The organism is Siccirubricoccus soli (genome assembly GCF_024178315.1).
Lineage (GTDB): Bacteria > Pseudomonadota > Alphaproteobacteria > Acetobacterales > Acetobacteraceae > Siccirubricoccus > Siccirubricoccus soli.
In genome coordinates, this window is sequence record NZ_JAMZIK010000120.1 from 1 (window position 1) to 19,993 (window position 19,993).

The 19,993-nt window shown below is 72.6% G+C and carries 13 protein-coding genes; 3 read left to right on the forward strand and 10 right to left on the reverse strand.

Going from position 1 to position 19,993, the window contains the following annotated elements; translation table 11 throughout:
* The 4 genes from NJ376_RS18560 to NJ376_RS18575 form a co-directional block, all read right to left on the reverse strand.
* Nucleotides 1-416, reverse strand: a 416-nt coding sequence (locus NJ376_RS18560) for an ABC transporter substrate-binding protein (RefSeq protein WP_252954776.1), incomplete at its 3' end; no start/stop codon positions are given.
* 121 nt (nt 417-537) lie between these two features.
* On the reverse strand, nt 538-960 hold the full coding sequence (locus NJ376_RS18565) for a cupin domain-containing protein (protein ID WP_252954777.1): 423 nt from the start codon (nt 958-960) through the stop codon (nt 538-540).
* 130 nt (nt 961-1,090) lie between these two features.
* Complete coding sequence (locus NJ376_RS18570) at nt 1,091-1,690, reverse strand: DedA family protein (RefSeq protein WP_252954778.1); 600 nt, start codon at nt 1,688-1,690, stop codon at nt 1,091-1,093.
* Nucleotides 1,683-3,368, reverse strand: a complete 1,686-nt coding sequence (locus NJ376_RS18575; protein WP_252954779.1) for an ArnT family glycosyltransferase — start codon at nt 3,366-3,368, stop codon at nt 1,683-1,685. The genes NJ376_RS18570 and NJ376_RS18575 overlap by 8 nt, the downstream gene beginning before the upstream one ends.
* A gap of 240 nt (nt 3,369-3,608) precedes the next feature.
* On the opposite strand from NJ376_RS18575, the gene NJ376_RS18580 reads away from it, so the two are divergent.
* A complete protein-coding gene (locus NJ376_RS18580; RefSeq protein ID WP_252954780.1) occupies nt 3,609-4,925 on the forward strand; it encodes an RsmB/NOP family class I SAM-dependent RNA methyltransferase in 1,317 nt (438 codons plus the stop codon).
* A gap of 90 nt (nt 4,926-5,015) precedes the next feature.
* Here the strand turns inward: NJ376_RS18580 and glgX are convergent, their stop codons facing one another.
* The 4 genes from glgX to NJ376_RS18600 are packed head-to-tail and all read right to left on the reverse strand — an operon-like array spanning nt 5,016 to nt 15,793.
* The gene (glgX, locus tag NJ376_RS18585; RefSeq protein WP_252954781.1) at nt 5,016-7,124 is read right to left on the reverse strand and encodes a glycogen debranching protein GlgX; all 2,109 of its coding nucleotides are present in this window, start codon (nt 7,122-7,124) and stop codon (nt 5,016-5,018) included.
* Nucleotide 7,125: 1 nt separating this feature from the next.
* Nucleotides 7,126-9,282, reverse strand: coding sequence for a 1,4-alpha-glucan branching protein GlgB (gene glgB, locus NJ376_RS18590; RefSeq protein ID WP_252954782.1), 2,157 nt, complete (start codon nt 9,280-9,282; stop codon nt 7,126-7,128).
* A complete protein-coding gene (gene treS, locus NJ376_RS18595) occupies nt 9,279-12,530 on the reverse strand; it encodes a maltose alpha-D-glucosyltransferase (protein ID WP_252954783.1) in 3,252 nt (1,083 codons plus the stop codon). The genes glgB and treS overlap by 4 nt, the downstream gene beginning before the upstream one ends.
* Nucleotides 12,530-15,793, reverse strand: a complete 3,264-nt coding sequence (locus tag NJ376_RS18600) for a maltotransferase domain-containing protein (RefSeq protein ID WP_252954784.1) — start codon at nt 15,791-15,793, stop codon at nt 12,530-12,532. Before NJ376_RS18600 ends, treS begins: the two co-directional genes overlap by 1 nt.
* A gap of 258 nt (nt 15,794-16,051) precedes the next feature.
* Between NJ376_RS18600 and NJ376_RS18605 the strand changes: the two genes are divergently transcribed.
* Both NJ376_RS18605 and NJ376_RS18610 read left to right on the forward strand, forming a co-directional pair.
* The gene (locus NJ376_RS18605; RefSeq protein WP_252954785.1) at nt 16,052-16,243 is read left to right on the forward strand and encodes an AtzG-like protein; all 192 of its coding nucleotides are present in this window, start codon (nt 16,052-16,054) and stop codon (nt 16,241-16,243) included.
* Complete coding sequence (locus NJ376_RS18610; protein ID WP_252954786.1) at nt 16,240-17,625, forward strand: AtzE family amidohydrolase; 1,386 nt, start codon at nt 16,240-16,242, stop codon at nt 17,623-17,625. The genes NJ376_RS18605 and NJ376_RS18610 overlap by 4 nt, the downstream gene beginning before the upstream one ends.
* A 43-nt stretch (nt 17,626-17,668) precedes the next feature.
* On the opposite strand, the gene radC is transcribed toward NJ376_RS18610, so the two are convergent.
* Both radC and map read right to left on the reverse strand, forming a co-directional pair.
* The gene (radC, locus tag NJ376_RS18615; RefSeq protein ID WP_252954787.1) at nt 17,669-18,511 is read right to left on the reverse strand and encodes a RadC family protein; all 843 of its coding nucleotides are present in this window, start codon (nt 18,509-18,511) and stop codon (nt 17,669-17,671) included.
* Nucleotides 18,512-19,174: 663 nt separating this feature from the next.
* Nucleotides 19,175-19,981 carry a type I methionyl aminopeptidase gene (gene map, locus NJ376_RS18620; RefSeq protein ID WP_252954788.1) on the reverse strand — a complete coding sequence of 269 codons (807 nt, stop codon included), beginning with the start codon at nt 19,979-19,981 and terminating at the stop codon, nt 19,175-19,177.
* Between the last annotated feature and the right edge of the window lie 12 nt (nt 19,982-19,993).

Consider the following 19,993-nt stretch of genomic DNA (forward strand, 5'->3'; position numbering starts at 1 on the left):
TTCGGGCTGCATTGCGTGCCGGTGAGCTCCGAGGTGCCGGGCGCCGAGGCGAGGAAGACCTTGTTCTTCTCCCGCACCACGCCGTTGACGGCGAGCGCGGCGCTGCTGGCCGGCACGTCGATCAGCGCGTCCACCCCCTCCCGGTCCAGCCATTGCCGGGCGATGTTGGTGGCGAGGTCCGGCTTGTTCTGGTGGTCGGCCGCGACGACCTCCACCTTCAGTCCGAGCGGGGCGGCATCCTGCACCGCCTGGCGCACCGCGAGCACCGAATTGGGCCCGGAGAGGTCGGCGAAGGCGCCGCTCATGTCGGAGATCACGCCGAGCCGGATGGTCTGCTGCGCCTGGGCGCGGCCGAGCCGCGGTAAGGTGCCGAAGGCGGCGCCGCCCAGCAGCAGGGCGCGTCGTTCGAGCATCATGGATGGTTGTCCCCGGCGGCACGGCATGCCGAGGCGCCGCGGCCGCCGCGTGGCGCCATCGGCCGGAAGCGGGTCGCCGCGGGGCGGTGGCGCCGCGCGGCCGGTCAGCCTCCCGGCGCGGTCAGGCCTTGGCGGCGGGCGGATCGCAGGGCGTGGTCGCCATGTCGCCCGGGATCGAGAGCTCGAGGATCTCGACATCGTCCGAGGTGGCGATCTCGTTGTGCTTCATGCCGCCGGGGATGAGGATGGCGTCGCCGGCCTCGGACCGGGTGCGGGTGCCGTCCTCGAATTCCAGCTCGACCCAGCCCTTCAGGACGTAGACGAACTGCGCCTCGCACTGATGGGTGTGCCAGCCGGTCGGCTCGGTCATGCCGGTGATGGCTTCCATGATCTGGGCGCGCAGCTTGCCGCCCGTCGCCGCCTGCACGCCGAGGTCGCGGTAGCGGAAGAATTTCCGCCGCCCCTTCACGAAGGGCTGCTCCGCCTTCTTCGCCACGGTGAGCTTGATCTCGGGGCGCGTGGCGCCCGCAACGCTGCCGTCCATGGATGGTCCTCCCGGGTGTCTTCGCACCTGTCCGCAGGCTACACCCGCGGGGCGGCCCGGCAAGCGGTTTTCCGACGGGCGGCCCAGGGCGAGGTCACGGGAGGCGGCGCGGCCGGCCCGGGCGGGGCGCTCAGGCGGCGCGCCGCAGCTTCCAGAGCTTCCACCCCAGCATGGCGAAGACCAGCAGCATCACCACCGCGCCGACCGGCCCGGCCCAGCCCTCCACCAGGTGGAAATGCTCGCCAAGCGCATAGCCGGCGAGGGCGAGGCCGCCGGTCCAGATGGCGGTGCCGAGCGCGGTCCAGACGTAGAAGACCGGACGCGGCAGTTCCACCAGCCCGGCCGGGATGGAGATGCCGGTGCGCAGCCCCGGCATCATGCGGGCGAGGAACACCGCGGCCGGGCCGTTGCGGCGCAGCGCCAGCTCGGCCCGGGCGATCGTCTCCGGCCCCAGCCCGACATGGCGGCCGAAGCGCTGGGCGATGCGGCGCATGCGCACCGCGCCATAGGCCCGCGCCGCCTCGAACCACAGCGCATTGCCGGCGACCGAGCCGGCGATGCCGGCGAGGATGACGCCTGGCAGGGAGAGCCGCCCCTCCGCCGCGGCGAAGCCGGCCAGCGGCATGATCACCTCCGACGGCATGGGCGGGAACAGGTTCTCCGCCACCATCAGCAGGAAGACGCCGAGCAGCCCGCCGCGGGCGACGAGGTCCGCCGCCCACTCAACCACGCGACACCCGGTAGAGCACCAGCGTGACCCAGCGGCCGCGCGTGTAGTTGAAGCCGGTCACCGTCCCGATCTCCTCCGGCGCCAGGGAGAGGCCCGCCGCAGCCTCGCGGAAATCCGTCTCCGCCCGGTTGCCGACCGCGACCACCCGGCCCGGCGCGGCGGCGAGGAAGCGGGCGGCGTCGCCGCCGGTGCGCAGCATCTGCGTCTCGCCGCTGGTCATGAACAGGACCGAGGGCTCGGAATAGCCGGTGATGCCGAACCGGCCGGGGGGTAGGCCCGGGGCACGGTCCGCCAGCACCGCGGCAAGGCGCGGGGCGAGCCAAAGCGGGGCGAGGCGCGGCACCACCCCCTCCAGCACCGCGGCGTAGAGCGGGATGGCGAGCAGCACGCCGGCCAGTGCGGCGCGGCCCCAATCCCCCCGCCGCGCCACCCGCCAGAGGACGAAGACGAGCGCGGCGGCGAGCGGCACCGTCAGGATGGCGGCCGGCAGGACCAGGCGGTTCAGCCAGAAGGGCGCCGCCAGGGCGCCAAGCGCGAGGCCAGCCGCGACGCCGGCCAGCGCCAGCAGGCCCAGCCATTTCAACCAGCGCGGCGGCGGCCGGCGCAGCGGGTCCATGGCCCAGGCGGCGCCGAGCAGCATCAGCGCCGGGAACATCGGCAGGGTGTAGTGCGGCAGCTTGGTCTGCACCGCCTCGAAGACCAGCCAGCTCGGCACGATCCAGGCGAGGAGGAAGCGGGTGGGCGGGTTGTGCCGCTCCCGCCAGGCCGTCGGCAGGGCGGCCAGCGCGATCCAGGCGGAGGGGAAGGCGGCGATGCCGAAGGTCAGCAGGTAGAAGCCGGGCGGGCCCCAATGCTTCTCCTCGCCGGAGCCGACCTTGGAGAGCATGTCGCCGCCCAGCGCCTCGGAGAAGAAGCGACCCTCGGTGGCGAGGCCGATGGCGATGAACCAGGGGGCGGCGGCAGCGATCATCAGCGGCACGCCCCAGAGCGGGCGGAGTGCCCGGAACCAGGGCGCCTCGCGGTCGGCGATCGCCAGGGTGATGCCGGCGAGCAGCGCCACCATGGGCCCGATCGGCCCCTTCAGCAGCACGCCGAGGCCGAGCAGCAGCCAGAACCCGGCGGCCTGGGCGGCGGTGAAGCGCTCCGGCCGCAGATAGGCGGTGGCGAAGAGGCCCATGGCGGCGGTGATGGTGCCGAGCAGGGCGGCATCGGTCTTGGCGATCCGCGCCTCGGCCACCAGCACCAGGCAGGCGGCGAGCATGGCGGCGCCGAGGAAGGCGGCCCGGCGCCCGACGATCCCCCGGCCCCAATGCCAGGTGGCGAGCACGGCGGCCAGCGCCCCGAGGAAGGAGGGGATGCGATAGACCCAGACGTCCCGGCGGCTGCCGAGATGCAGCGCCTCCGCCACATGGACGCTGGCGGCCTGGGCCCAGTGGATGCCGGCGGGCTTCTTGTTGCGCTCCTCTTGCCCGAAGCGGATGCGGACATAGTCGCCGCTTTCCACCATCTGCCGGCTGGCCTGGGCGAAGCGGGCCTCGTCCCGGTCGGTCGGCGGCAGGGCGAAGAAGCCGGGCAGCCAGAGCAGCAGGCAGAGCAGCAGCAGCGCCAGGGTCGGGCGCTGCTGCAGGGGCTCGGGCAGCAGGCCGAGGGAGCGGTCGGGCGCGGGCGGGGCGTGCATGGCGGGCGGGGTCAGCGCGGATGGCCGCAGGATGGCGTGGCCCGGAGGCGTGACCCTGCGCTGCGGACGACAGGCTGGAACATGTTCGCTGAACCCATGTGAACCGGAATGGCCCGTGGCCGGCCTCGCCCGCGGCGCCGATGGGCCGCGCCGGCCAGGGAAGGGGCATGTCCGGGGAAGCTGTCTTGACCGGAAATGCTCTAGCATGGCCGGCGGCGGGGGACCATAAACCGCGCTTCCATGGCCCCCTCCCCTTCCCCGGCGCCTTCCCCCGCCCGCCGCGCCGCCGCCGCCCTGCTGGATGCCGTCCTGACCCGCCACCGCCCGCTGGAGGAGGCGCTGGACGCGCTGCCGACCGATGGCCGGCCGCACCAGGTACGGCAGAAGGGGGAGAAGCGGCCGGGCGCGGCGCTCTCGCCGCGGGACAAGGCGGCGGGGCACCGGATCGCGGCGGCGGTGCTGCGCCGGGCCGGCTCCCTGGACGCGGTGCTGGAGCCCTTCCTGCGGCGGGAGCCGCCGCCGGCGGTGCGGAACGCCCTGCGGATCGGCGCGGCAGAGCTGCTGCTGCTGGGCACCCCGCCGCATGCGGCGGTGGCGAGTGCCGTGGATCTGGTGCCGCAGCCCTTCGCGGGGCTGGTGAATGCGGTGCTGCGCAAGGTGGCGGCGGCCGGGCCGGCGGCGCTGGAGGGACTGGAAGCGGAAAGGCTGGACACGCCGCCCTGGCTCTGGACAGCCTGGCATGCGGCGCATGGCGCGGCGGTGCGGGCGATTGCCGCGGCGCATGGGCATGAGGCGCCGCTCGATCTCAGCCTGAAGCCGGGGGCGACGGCGCCGGAGGGGGGCGAGGCGCTGCCGACGGGAAGCTGGCGCTACCGGCCGGGGACGCGGGTGACGGAGCTGGCGGGCTTCGCCGAGGGCGAATGGTGGGTGCAGGACGCCGCCGCCGCCCTGCCGGCGCGGCTGCTCGGGGTGCGGAAGGGGGAGCGGGTGCTCGATCTCTGCGCCGCGCCGGGGGGCAAGACGGCGCAGCTTGCCGCCGCGGGGGCGGCGGTGGTGGCGGTGGAGCGCGACCCGAAGCGGGCGGCGCGGCTGCGGGAGAACCTGGCCCGGCTGAAGCTGCAGGCCGAGGTGGTGGAGGCGGATGCCGCGGCCTGGGATGCCGGCGGGGCGCGGTTCGACGCGGTGCTGCTGGATGCCCCCTGCACCGCGACGGGGACCATCCGGCGCCATCCGGACGTGCCCTATCTGAAGCGGCCGAAGGATGTGCCGGCGATGGCGGAGCTGCAGCGTGCCCTGCTGGCGGCGGCGGCGAAGCGCCTGGCGCCGGGCGGGCGGCTGGTCTTCGCCACCTGTTCCCTGCAGGCGGAGGAGGGCGAGGCGCATCTGGCCGCGCTGCCCGGGCTGGGGCTGGCGTCGGACCCGGCGCGCCCTGAGGAGGTGCCGGGGCTGGCGGAGGCGATCACCCCCGCCGGCGCCCTGCGCACCCGGCCGGACATGTGGGCCGAGCGCGGCGGCATGGATGGGTTCTTCGTGCTGCGGGCGCGCCCCCACGCCTAGACTCACACCGGGGTCCGGGGCCAGGTCCTGGCCCCGGCGGGAGTGCAGAGGGCAGCGCCCTCTGCCCAGGGCCCGGGGGGCGGAGCCCCCTTACTGCCCTTCCCTCTCCAGCCGCGCCGCCAGCAGCACCACGCTGCGCGCCGCCACCGTCACCGTCCCTTCCACCGGCGCGACCTCCGCTTCCGGCTCGGCGCTGTCCAATTCCTTGCGCCAGGCATAGGCGGGCTCCGGCAGGGTGAATTCCTGCGGCGCGCTGTCGGCGTTCAGCAGCAGCAGGGTGATGTCCACCGGGCCTTCCGCGTCACCGACGGCGCGGCGCAGCACCAGGGTGCGGGCTTCCGGCTCGCCCCAGGCTTCCGAGGTCATCGGCTGGCCGTGCTGGTCGAACCAGGCGATGTCGCTGAGGCCTGGCGCCACCTCCTGCCCGCCATGCAGGAAGACCGAGGGGCGGAGCGGCGGCAGGCGCTGGCGCAGCCCGGTGACCCGGGTCACGAAGCGCTGCAGCGCCTGCGCCTCCTCGGTATTCGCCCGCTCCCAGTCGAACCAGCTGATGGCGTTGTCCTGGCAGTAGGCGTTGTTGTTGCCCTGCTGGGTGCGCATCGCCTCGTCGCCCGCCTGCAGCATGGGCGTGCCGGCGGAGGCGAAGAGCGTCGCCAGCATGGCGCGCGTCACGCCGCGGCGGATGGCGTTGATCTCGGGATCGTCGGTCTCGCCCTCGGCGCCCCAGTTGCAGCTCTGGTTGTCGGAATGGCCGTCGCGGTTGTCCTCGCCATTCGCCTCGTTGTGGCGCTGCTCGTAGGTCGTCAGGTCGTGCAGCGTGTAGCCGTCATGCGAGGAGATGTAGTTCACGCTGGCCCAGGGGCGGCGGCGGCGGCGGTCGAACAGCTCGGCCGAGCCGGTGAGGCGGGCGGCGATCTCGGCGCGCATGCCGGCATCGCCCTTCCAGAAACGGCGGATGGCGTCGCGGTACTTGTCGTTCCACTCAGCGAAGCCGGGCGGGTGGTTGCCCACCTGGTAGCCGCCGGGGCCGATATCCCAGGGCTCGCTGATCAGCTTCACCTTCGCCAGCACCGGGTCCTGCCGCACCGCGTCGAAGAAGCCGCCATTGGGGTCGAAGCCGCCCGGCTCCCGCCCCAGGATGGTGCCGAGGTCGAAGCGGAAGCCGTCCACATGGTATTCGGTGACCCAGTAGCGCAGGCTGTCCATCACCATCTGCAGCACGCGCGGGTGGCTGATGTTCAACGTGTTGCCGGTGCCGGTGTCGTTGATGAGGTAGCGCTCCTCCCCCGGCATGAGGCGGTAGTAGGAGGCGTTGTCGAAGCCGCGCCAGGAGAGGGTCGGACCCATCTCGCTGCCCTCGCAGGTGTGGTTGTACACCACGTCGAGGATCACCTCGAGGCCGGCGGCGTGCAGGCGGCGGATCGCCACCTTGAGCTCGTTGCGCATCCACTGCTCGATGAGGTAGCGCGGCTCCGGCGCGAAGAAGGCGAGGGTCGAGTAGCCCCAGTAATTCTTCAGCCCCTTGGAGACGAGGAAGCGATCCTGCAGGAAGGCATGGATCGGCAGCAGCTCGATGGCGGTGACGCCGGTGCGCAGCAGATGGTCGATGACGCGCGGGTCGGCCAGCGCCGAGAAGGTGCCGCGCTCGCGCGGCGGGATCTCGTCCCGCTGCATGGTCAGGCCGCGGACATGCGCCTCGTAGATGACGGTGCGGTCCCAGGGGGTGCAGGGGCTGCGGTCGTCGCCCCAGGCGAAGCTGTCATCCACCACCACCGCCTTCGGCATGGCGGGGGCGCTGTCGCGGCGGTCGAAGGAGAGGTCGGCGCGGTTGGCGCCGACGCGGTAGCCGAACAGCACGTCCGACCAGCGGACCTCGCCGGCGAGCTGCTTGGCGTAGGGGTCCAGCAGCAGCTTGTTCGGGTTGAAGCGGTGGCCCTGCCGCGGTTCATAGGGACCGTAGGCGCGGTAGCCGTAGAGCTGGCCGGGCCGGGCTTCCGGCAGGTAGCCGTGCCAGATCTCGTCGGTGCATTCCGGCAGCGGCAGGCGGGCGATCTCCTTCCGCCCCGCCGCGTCGAACAGGCAGAGGTCGATGCGCTCGGCATTGGCGGAGAAGACCGCGAAATTCACCCCCAGCCCGTCCCAGGTGGCGCCAAGCGGATCGGGACGGCCTGGCGCCAGGCGGCTGGGGATGGGGGGCATGCTACTCCTGCAGGGCTAGGATGATCGTCGCCAGCGGCGGCAAGGTCAGTTCGAGCGAATGCTCGAAGCCGTGGCTGGCGGCCGTTTGCGCCTGCAACAAACCGCCGTTGCCGCTGTTGGTTCCGCCATAGAGTTCGGAATCGGTGTTCACCACCTCCCGCCACGCGCCGGCCTGCGGCACGCCGATGCGCCAGCCCTGGCGCGGCACCGGGGTGAGGTTGCTGACGGCGAGCACCGGCGGATCGCCCTCCCGCCCGAAGCGCAGCCAGGCGAAGACGCTTTCCGCCCGCGCATCGCCGATGACCCAGCGGAAGCCCTCCGGCTGGTCGTCCTTCGCATGCAGCGCCGGCAGCGCGGCGAGGGCGGCGTTGAGGTCGCGCACCAGGCGCTGCAGGCCGCGATGGCGCGGCCCGTCCAGCAGCGGCCAGTCCACCGCGCTGTCGTGGTTCCACTCGCTCCACTGGCCGATCTCGCCGCCCATGAAGAGCAGCTTCTTGCCGGGATGCGCCCACATGAAGCCGAGATAGGCGCGGAGATTGGCGAATTTCTGCCAGTCGTCGCCCGGCATCTTCCCGATCAGCGAGCCCTTGCCATAGACCACCTCGTCATGGCTGAGCGGCAGGACGAAGCGCTCGCTCCAGGCATAGACCAGGCCGAAGGTCATGGCGTCGTGGTGGTGGCGGCGATGGATCGGGTCGTGCTCCATGTAGTGGAGCGTGTCGTGCATCCACCCCATGTTCCACTTGCGCGAGAAGCCGAGCCCGCCATCGGACGCGGGGCGGCTGACGCCGGGCCAGGCGGTGCTCTCCTCGGCGATGACCAGGGCACCGGGGAAGGTCTCGGCCACCATGGAGTTCAGCTCGCGGAGGAAGTCCACCGCCTCCAGATTCTCCCGCCCGCCATAGCGGTTGGGGACCCATTCGCCCTGCTTCCGCGAATAGTCGCGGTAGAGCATGGAGGCGACGGCATCGACGCGCAGCCCATCCACATGGAAGTCGCCCAGCCAATGCGCCGCGCTGGCCAGCAGGAAGCCGCGCACCTCGTTGCGGCCGAGATTGTAGATCGCGGTGTTCCAGTCCTGGTGGAAGCCCTCCCGCGGGTCGGCATGCTCGTAGAGCGGCGTGCCGTCGAAGCGGTAGAGGCCGTGCGCGTCGGCGGGGAAATGCGCCGGCACCCAGTCGAGGATGATGCCGATGCCCTCGGCATGGGCGCGGTCGACGAAGCGGGCGAAGCCGGCGGGCGGGCCGAAGCGGGCGCTGGGCGCAAACAGCGAGAGCGGCTGGTAGCCCCAGGAACCGTAGAAGGGATGCTCCGTGATGGGCAGGAATTCCAGATGGGTGAAGCCCATGCCCTTGGCATAGGGGATGAGGCGGTCCGCCAGCCCGTCCCAGTCCGGCGAATGGCCCTTGGCATCGCGCCACCAGGAGCCGGCATGGACCTCATAGATCGAGAGCGGCGCGTCGCCCGCCTGGCGGGCCGGGCGGTCGCGCATCCAGGCGGCGTCGCTCCAGTCGAGGCGGGAAAGGTCGGCGACGCGGGAGGCGGTGGCGGGCGGCAGCTCCGTCGCCAGGGCGCAGGGGTCGGCCTTCAGCGGCAGCAGGCCGCCATCCGGGCCCAGCAGCTCATATTTGTAGAGCGCGCCGGGCGTGAGGCGCGGGATGAACAGCTCCCACACCCCCGCCTCCTGGCGGCGGCGCATCGGGTGGCGGCGGCCATCCCAATTGTTGAAGGCGCCGACCACCGAGACGCGGCGGGCATTCGGCGCCCAGAGGGCGAAGCGGACACCGGGGATGCCATCCACCACCATGGGCTGGGCCCCGAAGACGCGGCCGAGACCGAAATGCCGCCCCTCGGCGAAGAGATGCAGGTCGAGCGGGCCGAGCAGCAGGCCGAAGCTGTAGGGGTCCTCGACCTCCTCCACCGCCTCCGGCCATTGGATGCGCAGCCGGTAGGGGCCGGGGCGCGCCATGCGCCCCTCGAACAGCCCGGCCGGGTGCACCGGCTCCAGCCGCGCCAGCTCCGCCCCATCCTCCCGCGCCAGGGCGGTGACGGCGCGGGCGCCGGGCAGGAAGCAGCGCAGCACGCCCTCATGCAGGCCAAGCACGGCGAAGGGATCGCCATGCCGCCCCTCGATCAGGGATTCCAGCGCGGCGTTCACGGCACCAGCCTTTCGGCGATGGCGGCGAGGCCCTTCAGCGGCACGCCGATCCAATCCGGCCGGTTGGTCGCTTCGTAGCGCACCTCATAGGCGGCCTTCTCCAGCAGGAAGAGGTCGAGCAGCGGCCGCCGCGCCGCCTCCGGCACCCAGGGCTGCTCGGCCGCGGATTCCACCGCGCGATAGGCGATGAGGAAGGCATCCTCCGCCGCCTCCTGCCAGCGCTGCAGCAGTGCGGCGCGGCGCTCGCTGGGCGCGGCGGCGGCGGCGGCGGAGGATTCGGTGGCCAGGGCGACGGAGGCGGCGTAGTCGAAGCTGCGCAGCAGCCCGGCCACGTCGCGCAGCGGGCTGGCCTTGGCGCGGCGCTCCTCCAGCGGCCGCGCCGGCTCGCCCTCGAAATCGACGATCACCGCATCGCCCTGCGCGACCAGCACTTGGCCGAGGTGGAAATCGCCGTGGACGCGGGTCTTCAGCGCGCCCTCGGCGGACTGCGCCAGGGCATGAACCTTGTCCCGCAGCGCGTCCTTGCGGGTGAGCAGGCCGCGCAGCGTCCTGGCCAGGTCGTCCGGCAGCACCAGCCGGCCGGTCAGCAGCTCGAGGGCCGGGTCGAGCTGGGCCAGCGCGCCCTCCGCCCAGCGCCGGCGATCCTCGGCCGTCGCCAGCTCGGGGGCGAAATCCGGGTCGTCGGTCGGCCGCGCCAGCACCGCATGCAGCTCGCCCAGGCGCTGGCCGAGGGCGGTGGCGAAGCTGAGATAGCCGGCGAAGGGATCGTCCGGCGGCGTCTCGGTCAGCGCCGCCTCGTCCACCGCGCGGTGCACCCAGTCCTGCGTCCAGCTCCAGCCATCGCCCTGGTTGCGGACGAAGCCCTGCAGGATCATCAGCAGATGCGGCGTGCCGTCGGGCGCCATCCGCACCACCTCGCCGAGCAGCGGCGGGGCGTTGGCGTAGCCGGCGGCGGTGAGGTAGCGCGTCACCTCGGCTTCCGGGTGGATGCCGGGATTGACCTTGCGGATGATCTTGAGGACGAGGCGCTCGCCATAGATCAGCGAGGAGTTGGACTGCTCGGCGGAGAGCCGGCGGATCTCCGGCGCCTCGGGCAGCTCGATCTCGGCGAGGCGCGGCGTCGGCAGGAAGCGGATCTCGCCGGCATCCGAGTGCAGCACCGTCCGCTCCCGCAGCGCGGTCAGCACGGCGGGGGGCATGCGGGGATCGGCGAAGGCATCCGTCAGGTAGCCGACGCGGCGGCCCTGGCGCAGGCGGGAAAGAGCGAGCTGCGCCGCCAGCGGGCCGGCACCCTCGCTCTCCTCCACGCCCGCCAACGGCAGGGCGTAGCGCTCCGTCCGGCCGGGCAACACCGCCTCGACCTCCGCCATCATCACCGCGCCATGGGCCTGCGGCAGGGCGGCAATGGCGCCGAAACGGGCGGCTTCCAGCGCCTCGCCCTTCGCCGCGAACCAGCGGCGCTTGGCGAGGTATTCCGGCAGGACCTGGCGCTCCAGCTCCTGCCGTACCTTGGCGCTCAGCAGCTCCTTCACATCGGCGGTCAAGACGAGCGTCCTCAGGTCCGGCAGCGGTTCCGGGGAAGGCGTGTGCCAGGGCGGCAGGGCCTGCTGCTTCGCCAGGGCGAACCAGTAGAAGCCGTAGGGCGGCAGGGTCAGCAGGTAGGGCAGCTGGCCAATGGGGGGAAAGGCGGTGCCGCCCAGCATCTCCACCGGCACGCTTCCAGCGCTGGCGGAGAGGTCGAGTTCCACGGCCTGGGCCGAGCGGGAGAGGTTGAAGACGCAGAGGATGCTGTCGCCTTCATATTCCCGCACATAGGCCAGCACCTTGCGGTTGGCCGGGTAGAGCAGCCGCATCTCGCCGCGGCCGAAGGCCTGGCTGCGCTTCCGCACGCTCAGCATGCGGCGCATCCAGTTCAGCAGGCTGTGCGGGTCCCGCGCCTGGCTTTCGACGTTCACCGCCGGGAAGCCGTAGAGCGCATCCTGCAAGGGCGGCAGCACCAGCGCCGCCGGGTCGGCCTTGGAGAAGCCGCCATTGCGGTCGGGCGACCACTGCATCGGCGTGCGCACGCCGTCGCGGTCGCGCAGGAAGATGTTGTCCCCCATGCCGATCTCGTCGCCGTAATAGATCACCGGCGTGCCGGGCATGGAGAGCAGCAGGCCGTTCATCAGCTCGATCCGCCTCCGGTCGCGCTGCAGCAGGGGCGCGAGGCGGCGGCGGATGCCGAGGTTGAGCCGCGCCCGGCGGTCGGCGGCATAGGTGTTCCAGAGATAGTCGCGCTCCCGGTCCGTCACCATCTCGAGCGTCAGCTCGTCATGGTTGCGGAGGAAGATGGCCCATTGGCAGCCTTCCGGGATGTCGGGCGTCTGGCGCAGGATATCGGTGACCGGGAAGCGGTCCTCCTGGGCGATCGCCATGTACATCCGCGGCATCAGCGGGAAGTGGAAGGCCATGTGGCATTCGTCGCCCTGGCCGAAATATTGCTGCGTGTCCTCCGGCCACTGATTGGCCTCGGCCAGCAGCATGCGGTCCTGGAAGCCCTGGTCCAGCTTGGCGCGGATGGTCTTCAGGATGGCGTGGGTCTCGGGCAGGTTCTCGTTGTTCGTCCCCTCGCGCTCCACCAGATAGGGCACGGCGTCGAGGCGGAGCCCGTCCACCCCGATGTCCAGCCAGAAGCGCATGACGTTCAGGATTTCCGACAGCACCCGCGGATTGTCGAAGTTGAGGTCCGGCTGGTGGCTGTAGAAGCGGTGCCAGAAATAGGCGCCGGCCACCGGGTCCCAGGTCCAGTTGGACTTCTCAGTGTCGAGGAAGATGATCCGGGTCTCGGGATATTTCTGGTCGTCGTCGGACCAGACATAGTAGTTGCGGTGGGAGGAGCCGGGCTTGGCGGTGCGGGCGCGCTGGAACCAGGGGTGCTGGTCGCTGGTGTGGTTCACCACCAGCTCGGTGATGACGCGCAGCCCGCGCGCATGCGCCTCCCGCACGAAGCGGCGGACATCCTGCAGCGTGCCGTAGCTCGGATTCACCCCGCGGTAGTCGGCGATGTCGTAGCCGTCGTCGCGCAGCGGGCTGGGGTAGAAGGGCAGCAGCCAGAGCGTATCGACGCCGAGCTCGGCGATGTAGTCGAGCTTCTGCAGCAGGCCGGGGAAGTCGCCGATGCCGTCGTCATTGGCATCGAAGAAGCTCTTCACGTGCAGCTGGTAGATGACGGCGTCGCGGTACCAGTGCGGGTTGCGCGGCAGGGCCATCAGAGGCTCGCCTCCGGCCGCACGCGCCAGAGGCGGAAGGGCATGGCGGGCTCCAGCCGCAGCCGCTGCCACTTGCCGTGCCAGGTGAATTGGTCGCCCTGCATCAAATCCTCCGCCGCCAGCGCGGCATGGTCCGGCAGCCCCCATTCCCAGAGCGGCAGCTCGATCTCCGCCTCCTGCCCGGCGAAGGGGTCGAGGCTGACGGCGACGAGGATCACGTTGGAACGGTCGGGCATGGCTTTCCGGTAGAAGAGCACATTCGGGTTGCGGGCCTCCAGGAAACGGAGGCCGAGATGGGTCTGCAGCGCCGGATTCTGCCGGCGGATGAGGTTCAGGCGGGTGATCTCCTCCACGATGTCGCCCGGCGCACGGTCGGGCCGGGCACGGATCTCGTATTTGTCGGAGTTGAGATACTCCTCCCGCCCCGGCAGCGGCGTCGCCTCGCAGAGCTCGAAGCCCTGCTGCATGCCCCAGAGGCCGGAGAGCGTCGTCGCCAAAGCGAGGCGGATGAGATGCGCCGGCCGCCCGCCGGTCTGCAGGAAGGGCGGGTTGATGTCCGGCGTGTTGACGAAGAAATGCGGCCGGTAGAAGTCGCGCGGCGGGCCGTCGGTCAGCTCCTCCAGATACTCGGTGATCTCGCGCTTCTCGTTCCGCCAGGTGAAGTAGGTGTAGGACTGGCTGAAGCCGATCTTGCCCAGGCGGTACATGATCTTCGGCCGGGTGAAGGCCTCCGCCAGGAAGACCGCGTCCGGGTAGCGGCCGCGCACCTCGGCGATCATCCATTCCCAGAAGGGGAAGGGCTTGGTGTGCGGGTTGTCCACGCGGAACAGCCGCACGCCCTCATGGCACCAGAACAGCACCACGTCGCGCAGCGCCAGCCACAGGTCGGGGACGGCGTCCGGCGCGTAGAAATCGACGTTGACGATGTCCTCGTACTTCTTCGGCGGGTTCTCGGCGTATTTGATGCTGCCATCGGGCCGCCAGTCGAACCAGCCCTTGTGTTCCTTCAGCCAGGGGTGGTCGGGGCTGCACTGGATGGCGAAGTCCAGCGCCAGCTCCATGCCGTGCCGCTCCGCGGCGGCGCGCAGCCGGCGGAAGCCCTCGATGCCGCCGAGTTCCGGGTGCACCGCGTCGTGGCCGCCCTCCGCGCTGCCGATGGCATAGGGGCTGCCGGGGTCGTCCGGCCCGGGGGTCAGGCTGTTGTTGCGACCCTTGCGGTTGGTCTTCCCGATCGGGTGGATGGGCGGGAAATACAGCACGTCGAAGCCCATGCCGCGGAGATGCGGCAGGCGGCGAATCACGTCGTCGAAGGTGCCGTGGCGCTCCGTGCTGCCGCTCTGGCTGCGCGGGAAGCATTCGTACCAGCTGGCGAAGCGGGCGCCGAGCCGCTCCGCCTCCACCGGCATCTCGGCGCTGCGGCTGCGGAAGGGGCGGTCATCGGCCTCCGCCATCAGCGCCGCCGTCTGGTCCGCCAGCAGCAGGCGGATGCGCTCCGCCTCCGGCGCCGCGGCGAGCAGGGCCAGCAGGTCGCGCAGGGTCGGGCCGACGCCATCCCGCTCCCGCTCCGCCGCCGCGGCGATCAGCTGCCGCCCCTCCTCCTGCTCCAGCGCCGTGGAGAGGCCGGCGGCGTGCTTCTTGCGCAGCTCGTCGCGGAAGCTGGCATAGGCGTCGCGCCAGGCCTCCACCACGAAGAGGTGGAGCCCCACGCGCTCCAGCGGGAAGCGCGCCGTCCAGCGGTCATTGCCGAGGGGGCGCATCCGCACCTGCTGCCATTCGCGGGAATCGGCGGGACGCCAGAGCAGGGCAGCGCCGAGCTGGTCGTGGCCGTCGCAGAGGATGTCGCAGGTGACTTCCACCTCCTCCCCCACCGAGCGCTTCACCGGGAAGCGGCCGCCCTCCACGGCGGGGGCGATCGCCTCCAGCCCGATGCGCGGCGCGGCGGCGGCGGCGAGGGCCGGGTCCTTCTCGCCGGGCAGGCGGCGGCGCGGCGAGGTCCGGCGGATGGCAGGCAGCATCTCGGCCTCGAACAGCAGGGCGGCGCCGGGGGCGAGCGGCAAGGCGGCGCCGGGGGCAAGGGGGGCGGCCTCGGGCGAGAGCGGGCGGAAGCGGGCGCCCTCGGTCGGCAGGGCGGGCAGCAGGGCGCTCGCCGCCGCCTCCCGGCTGCGGAGCAAATCGGCATTGGCCAGCACCAGGCTGGCGCTGCGCGCCGCCCTTGCATCCGCCGCCTCGGCGCGCAGCAGGGCCACGGTGCCGGCGCCGGGCCCGGCCAGGGGGCGGATCTCGGCCGGGGCCAGGGGGCGCTTGGCCAGCACGGCATTGGCGGCGCGGATTTCCGCATGCAGCGCCTCGGCCGGGTGCTGCAGCAGCCGGGTCCAGTCCTCCGGCCGGTCCCGCACCGGGTCCAGCCGGCGGCGGGCGGCGAATTCGAAGCCCATGGGCAGCAGCATGCCGGCGCCGATCCCGGCGGCGAGGCGCAGCTGCCGCGCGGCGGCGCGCTCGGCCAGCTCGGGCTCCAGATCCGGCCCGCCGAGGCGGGGGCCGAAGGGCGGCTCCAGCGTGGCGATGGCCGGGGCCAGCGGGGCCAGCCGCGCCACCTCCTCCGGATACCAGCCGGCGCGGAAATCCCACCAGCCGGCGCTGTCGAACACCGCGGCGAAGCCGGCGCCGGAGAGGTTCGGCACCGCTTCCGCCGGGAGGCCGGGGGTCCAGCCGAGGAAGCGCGCGGCCGGCAGGGCAGCCGCCAGGCGGCGCCAGATGCCGGCCGGCACCCGGCCGAGGCCGAGGCAGCGGAAGCCGGCAATCCCCGCCTCCACCCAGCGGCGCAGGCGCAGCTCCCACCACTCGTAGAGCGCCTCGCCCGCGCCATCCTTCCAGCGCAGCCAGGCGACGCCCTGGGCCTCGGGCGGCAGGCGGGGGTCCGGCGGGCTGCCATCCGGGGCGTCGGTCCAGTCCGGGTGGTGGCGGGCCAGCACGCCATCCGCCGCGGTGCGGTCCAGCACGAGGTCGAGATACAGGGCGAGCCCCTCCGCCCGCGCCTTGTCCGCCAGCAGGCGCAGCGTCTCCGTCATGTCTCCGGTCGAGCTCAGGACGGGATGCGGTGCGTCCGGATCGGCGATGCGGAACAGGCTGCCCTCCGTCCCCGGCGCGAAGGGCGGGGCGAGCAGCGCGCTGTCGAAGCCGAGCGTCGCGATATGGGCGAAGAGCGCGTCCCAATTCGGCAGCGCCCCGGCCAGCAGCGGGCTGACGAAATAGAGGCGCGGCACCGGCGGCCCCGCCGGCTGGGGCGGGGGCGGCGGCGGCGGGGCGGCGTCGGGGGTGGCGGGTCTGGCCGGGGCGGGGGGCTTCGGGTTCCGCTTCCTGCCCACCCCTGCTTTCGCCACCATACGCACCCCCGTATCGAACCTGGACGTGCAACGCCGGCGAGACGGGCTTGGCTCGCCCCCCGCGCGATCACGCATGCGGGAGCAGGCGAAGCGGCTGGTATGATTCCGGCATGGCCAAGGGGAGGAGGAGCAGAGCGCATGCTGGACACCGAGAGATTCGACCCCGCCGCCCATGTCGCCGCCGCCGCGCCGGCGGTGGGGCTGGCGCTGGACGCGACGCGGCAGGCGCGCGTCGCCGCCGCCCTGGCGCTGGTGGTGCGCATCGCCGGCCCGGCCCTGGCCGTGGACCTGCCGGTGGAGGCGGAGCCGGCGCCGGTGTTCCGGCCATGATGGCGCTGGAGATCGCCGCCCGGGTCCGCGCCGGGGAGATGACAGCGGTGGCGGTGGCGGAGGCGGCGCTGGCGCGGATCGCGGCGGCGAACCCGCGAGCGAACGCCTTCACCACCGTGCTCAGCGAGCGGGCATTGGCCGAGGCCGCTGCCGTGGATGCGCGCATCGCCGCCGGGGAGGACCCCGGGAGGCTGGCCGGCGTGCCCTATGCGGCGAAGAACCTGTTCGACCTCAAGGGCATCCCGACCACGGCGGGTAGCCGCGTCCGCAAATCCGCCCCACCCGCCGCGCGCGACGCCTTCCTGGTGCGGCAGCTCTCGGCGGCGGGCGCGGTGTGCCTGGGCGCGCTGAACATGGACGAGTTCGCCTATGGCTTCACCACCGAGAACAGCCATGACGGGCCGGCGCGCAACCCGCATGACCTGACGCGCATCGCCGGCGGCTCCTCCGGCGGCTCCGGCGCCGCGGTGGCGGCGGGGCTGGTGCCGATCACGCTCGGGACGGACACCAACGGCTCGATCCGCGTCCCCGCCTCATTGAACGGCATCTTCGGGGTGAAGCCGAGCTACGGGCGGCTCTCCCGCCACGGCGCCTTTCCCTTCGTCTTCTCGCTGGATCATGTCGGGCCCTTCGCCCGCAGCGTGGCGGATCTCGCCGCGGCCTATGACGCGCTGCAGGGGCTCGACCCGGAGGACAGGGCGCAGGCACCGATGCCGCCGCATGCGGTGACGCCGGGGCTGGCGGCGGGCGCCCAGGGGCTGCGGGTGGCGAGGCTCGGCGGCTGGTTCGGGCGGCAGCAATCCGATGCGGCGCGCGACGCGGTGGCGGCGGTGGCGGCGGCGCTCAACGCCAGCGCGACGGTGGAGTGGGAGATGGCGGAGGCGGCGCGGGCGGCGGCCTTCCTCATCACCAGCGCGGAGGGCGGTGCGCTGCACCTGCCGACGCTGCGCACCCGGCTGGAGGAGTACGAACCGCTGATCCAGGACCGGCTGCTGGCCGGCGCGCTGCTGCCGGCGGCCTGGGTGAACCACGCGCAGCGGGTGCGGGCAGTGGCGCGGGACAGCATGGCGGCGCTGCTGGAAGATTGGGACGTGCTGCTGGCGCCGGCCACGCCGGTGACGGCGACGCCGATCGGGCAGGAGATGCTGGAACTGGACGGCGTCGAGGTGCCGCTGCGGCCCTCCATGGGGCTGTTCACCCAGCCGATCTCCTGTCTCGGCCTGCCGGTGGTGACGGTACCGGTGCCGAAGGCGGATGGAAGGCTGCCGATCGGCGTGCAGCTCATCGGCAAGCCCTGGACGGAAGCGCTGCTGTTCCGCGCGGCGGCGGCGCTGGAAGCGCGGGGCGTGGTGGCAGCGCCGGTGGCGGAAGGGTTTGGCTGACAGGGGGCGCTGCCCCCTGCCGGGACCCGGGGCAGCGCCCCGCCTACAACAACCCCTCCCGCCGGAAGGAAAGCTGGCGGCCATTGCCGACGATCAGGTGGTCGTGGACGACGATGCCGAAGACCGAGGCCGCCTGCTTGATCTCCTGCGTCATCTCGATATCGGCGCGCGACGGCGTCGGGTCGCCGCTCGGGTGGTTATGGACCAGGATGAGCGCGGTGCTCTGCAGTTCCAGCGCGCGCTTCACCACCTCCCGCGGATAGACCGGGGTGTGGTTCACCGTGCCGCGGGCCTGGGCCTCGTCGGCGATCAGGCGGTTGCGGGTATCCAGGTAGAGCACGTGCACATGCTCCACCTTCTGGCGGGAGAGGGTCGCGGTCAGGTAGTCGATCAGCCGGTCCCAGGAGTTCAGCACGGGCTGGTCGATCACCTCCGCCCGCGCCAGGCGGAGCGCCGCGCCCTGCACCGCCTTCAGCGCGGCGACGCCCGCCTCCCCGAGGCCGTCCACGCCGAGCAATTCCGGCGGCGAGGCGGCGATGGCATTGGCGAAGCTGCCGAAGCGCGCCAGCAGCGCCCGGGCGATGGGCTTGGTGTCCCGCCGCGGCAGGGCGAGGAACAGCACCAGTTCCAGTAATTCATGGTCCAGCAGCGCATCCGGCCCGTGCGAGAGCAGCCGCTGCCGCACCCGCGCCCGGTGGCCGAGATGGCCGGGGGGGGGCACCTCCGGGGCCTGCGCCGCCGGCAGAGGCGGGCGGCGGCGCGGTGCGGCGGTGCTTTGCTGGCTCTCCAGGGCGAGGGCAGGCTGGAAGCCGGCAGGGGCTTCCGCGAGGCCAGACTCCACGGCGCGCTTGGCCGCGGGCGGGGGAGGAGCGACGTCTTGGCGCATGTCTCATCCTTCTGACGGAATGAGTGTAGGCACGCGCGACGTCTTTACCAGGGGTTGCAAGGGACATGCGCCGGTTGCGCGTTGCCGCCGACCGGGCCGTGCCGGGAAGCGCCGGAGCGGGGCCAGGGCGTTCTGAACAAAGGATTTTTGGGCGTGGGATGGGCCTTCGGCCGGGCCAGCGCCGCCGTCCGCCGCCCCCGGCCGCGCGCATCGGGCGATGCATCGACGCCGCACTGTGCCCAAAATGCCACAAGCCAGGGGAGCAGCCAGAGCCGCGCCCCCGCCGCCTGGGCGAGCCTCAGCGGGACAATACCCGGCCGGGGAGGCGCTGCGGCAGCAGGGCAGAGCCACCCGCTACCGGCAGCCCAGTGAGGCCGAGGGAGACAACCGCACCGCCCGCATCAGGCCCGGCCGGGCCGTTCCCCTTCGGCGCCGCGCATGGTCGGAGGCCGGGGCCGAGCACGCCGGCACGGCAACGCTGGAGCTGGACCAGGGGCGGCCAGCAGCGGCGCCAGGGTCCTCGCCGCCGCGAATGTGCCACACATCCATGTATGCAGCGGCGCATGGCCAGCCTGGCGCCGCCGGCAGAACCCGCGGCAAGCGAGGCCGAGGCGCGCTGCCGCGTGGCGGGAACGGGCCGGGGCGACGCCCACCCGCCCCCGCTCAGGCGGCGTAGGGCGGACGGTGCAGACCGGCGGGGGAGAGGGTGAAGACCTCGCAGCCCGTTTCCGTCACCCCGACCATGTGCTCGAACTGGGCGGAGAGGCTGCGGTCGCGGGTCACCGCGGTCCAGCCATCGTCGAGGATCTTCACCTCCGGCCGGCCGGTATTCACCATCGGCTCGATGGTGAAGAACATGCCGGGGCGCAGCACGGGCCCTTCCCCCGGCCGGCCGAAATGCAGCACGTTCGGCGGCTCGTGGAAGCGGCGGCCGATGCCGTGGCCGCAGAAATCCCGCACCACGCTGAAGCGGTGCCGCTCCACGAAGCGCTGGATGGCGTGGCCGATATCGCCGAGCGTCGCCCCCGGCTTCACCGCCGCGACGCCGAGCAGCAGGCTCTCATAGGTCACGTCCAGCAGCAGCCGCGCCTTGGTGCTGGGCTGGCCGGCCACGTACATCCGGCTGGTGTCGCCGTGCCAGCCATCCAGGATGACGGTGATGTCGATGTTGAGGATGTCGCCCTCGGCCAGCACCCGGTCCCCGGGGATGCCGTGGCAGACCACGTGGTTGATGGAGATGCAGGTGGATTTCGGATAGCCGCGATAGCCGAGCGGCGCCGGCACCGCCCCATGCGCCACGATGTATTCGTGACAGATGCGATCCAGCTCCTCCGTCGCCACGCCCGGGCGGACATGCGGCGTGATCATGTCGAGGGTGGCGGCGGCCAGCTGCCCCGCTGCGCGCATGCCCGCGAAATCCTCGGGGGCGTGGATGGTGATGCGGCGCGCGTCGCCGGCGTGTTGCTCCATGGTCGGACCGAA